3 protein-coding genes are annotated in these 2,441 nt (G+C 71.3%); all 3 read right to left on the bottom strand.

Annotated features, from left to right (window positions below):
- On the bottom strand, window positions 1–542 hold a 542-nt coding region (locus tag WBP48_RS07145), incomplete at its 3' end, for an ECF transporter S component (protein WP_424438194.1).
- The gene (locus tag WBP48_RS07140) at window positions 542–1,447 is read right to left on the bottom strand and encodes a siderophore-interacting protein (RefSeq protein ID WP_424438191.1); all 906 of its coding nucleotides are present in this window, start codon (window positions 1,445–1,447) and stop codon (window positions 542–544) included. The genes WBP48_RS07140 and WBP48_RS07145, both read right to left, overlap by 1 nt.
- Before the next feature lie 46 nt (window positions 1,448–1,493).
- Complete coding sequence (locus WBP48_RS07135) at window positions 1,494–2,348, bottom strand: energy-coupling factor transporter transmembrane component T family protein (RefSeq protein WP_424438188.1); 855 nt, start codon at window positions 2,346–2,348, stop codon at window positions 1,494–1,496.
- Window positions 2,349–2,441: the final 93 nt, after the last annotated feature.

Below are 2,441 nucleotides of genomic sequence, written 5' to 3'. Positions count from 1 at the left end.
GGACGACGGCGGGCGAGCCGGGCGACGCCGGCGGCGCGCAAGCGGTCGGCGATGAGGATGCCGAGCCAGGCGCCGCCCAGGTTCGATACCAGCAGGGCTGCGAGGTAGCTCCACAGGACCCACGCCGGGAAGGCCCGCATGTCCGCCGCGGTCGCCGACCACGCCCCGTAGAGAACCGTGATCAGCGCGGCGCCGACGTAGTACAGCCAGCGGCCCCAGCGGCGGTAGAGGGTGATCAGGAACGGCAGTTCGACGAAGGCGGCGAACATGACGTTCGTGATGATGATCGCAGGACCCGTGGCGGACAGCGGTGAGGCGACCAGCCCCGAGATCAACCCCGTGAGCAACGCCGCGCCGGGGCGCTCGAGAAGCCGCAGCGCGATGGCGAAACCGACGATCCACACCCCGCCGGTGAGTGCCGCCAGCGGCGGAATCGTGGCGTAGATCGCCGTCGAGAACGCTGTCGCCGGTATCGTCAGCAACCCCGTCGCGACGCCGATCGCAGCGCAGGTCAGCAGATAAGCGGTGGTGACCTTGCCCATCAGTGCGCCGTCCCGTCGGTCGGTGCAGCGGCCGGATCGGCGGCGCGCTGTGACTTCGGTGCGGGCGAGGCGGCGCCCACGCGCCAATAGCCGACGAAGCTGATCCGGTCCTTGTCGACGCCCTGCGCGACGAGCTGACGGCGGGCGCCGGTCGGCAGCGACTGCTCCCCGACGATGAAGAAGTGCGTGTCGGATGCCGCGGTCAGCGCCGGCGGCGCCGCTTGCAGTGCATCGAGCGCGAGCGCGCCGGGCTTGGCGCCCTCGCCGACAGCATCCCGCACCAGCCAGCGCACCTCGATGCCCGTCGGCCCCTCGAACTCCAGGACGTCTTCGGCGGACGGCGCCTCGATCAGCGCCACCCCGGTCGCCGTCTCGGGCAGCGATGCGCAGATGCCCGCGACCGCGGGGGCCCCGGTCTCGTCGGCGACGAGCACGACCCGGTCGGTACCGCGCTCCGGATTGAACCCGAGACCCTCGTCGATGATGACGACCGATTCGCCGGGAGCCGCGGCATCCGCCCATCGTGACGCGGGCCCTGCGGTAGGACCGGTCCCGTGCAGCACGAAGTCGACATCGATCTCGGGGCCGCCGCTGGGGCCCGTCGTGCGGTAGGCGCGCACGGTGTAGTTGCGCATGACGGGACGCATGCCGTCGGGGATGCGGAGGTACTTGAGGTATCCGAAGATCCGGTTCGCCTTCGCGGGGATGCGTTCGAGACCCTCGTCACCGCCGAGCGGCAAGAAGATGCGGAACCACTGGTCGTAGCCCATCGGCGTGAAACGGCCGATCTCGCCGTCACCGAGGGTGATGCGCATCCAGTGCGGGGTGAGGCGCTCGGTGCGCAGCACCTGCAGGTGGATGAGCTCTTGCGACGCGGGCTTGACGAGGCTGGAGAAGCGGGCCATGAGGTCTCTTTCGGTCAGAGGGTCAGGCGGTCAGAGGGTCAGGCGGTCAGAGGGTCCAGGGGAAGAAGGCGATGAGGATGCCGGCGCTCACGGCCCAGAACGCGAGCACGAACGCGGTGTCGCGCACGCGCCAGGGCACGAGGTGGCGCTCGGTGCGGTCGGGGTACGCGCCGAAGGCCCGGGCATCCATCGCGAGTGCGACGCGCTCTGCGTGGCGGATCGCGCCGGCCAACAGCGGCACGATGTAGCCCCACCAGCGGGCGAGGGCGGCGAACGGTCCGCGGCCGCCGCTGGCACCGCGCACGCGATGCGCCTGCCGGATCACCTCGAGCTCATATGCGAATCGAGGCACGAAACGGAAGGCCGCCAGCGCTGTATACCCGATGCGGTATGGAACGCGCAGTTGCTGCACGGCGGCGCGCACGAGGTCCGGTCCCGTGCTCGTCAGTCCGGCGATGAGCGCGAGCCCGACGATCGCCGCCAGGCGGACGCCGGTGGCCATGCCGACGACCACGGCACCGCCGTAGAGCGACCAGCCGCCGAGCTGCACGAGCGTGACGGACGTGTCGACGCGAGAGGCATCGATCCACACCGACATGCTCAGTCCGATGACGGCGGCCCCGAGCGGCAGTGCCACGAACAGCAGAAGAGTGAGCCGCGGGGTGACGCGGGCGCCGGCCAGCAGCACGAGGGAGGTCACGGCGAAGAAGGCCAGCGGAGTCGCGAGGTCGCGCGCGAAGACCAGCAGAATCATCGCCGGCATCGGGGCGGCGAGCTTCGCGAGGGGGTTGAGGCCGTGGAGGAACCGCCCTCGTCGGCCCGCGGCGGCATCGGTCGCCCACGGATCGAGGGCGGTGGGTGCGGTGGGTGTGCTGGTGGCGCTCCCGGTGGTGGCGGTCATGGGGTGACCTCGTTCGCCGCGGAGGGCGCGGCCGGCTCGGCGGGCAGGTCGGCGAGCCGGGTGACGCCGGCGAGCTCCGGATGCCGAGTGAGA

This window comes from Microbacterium sp., from assembly GCF_049661145.1.
GTDB lineage: Bacteria > Actinomycetota > Actinomycetes > Actinomycetales > Microbacteriaceae > Microbacterium.
This window is presented reverse-complemented; position numbering and strand designations above follow the sequence as displayed.

Excerpts from the sequence above, each read along its gene's own strand:
- WBP48_RS07140 (WP_424438191.1), bottom strand. The coding sequence starts at position 1,447 with ATGGCCCGCTTCTCCAGCCTCGTCAAGCCCGCGTCGCAAGAGCTCATC.
- WBP48_RS07135 (WP_424438188.1), bottom strand. The coding sequence starts at position 2,348 with ATGACCGCCACCACCGGGAGCGCCACCAGCACACCCACCGCACCCACC.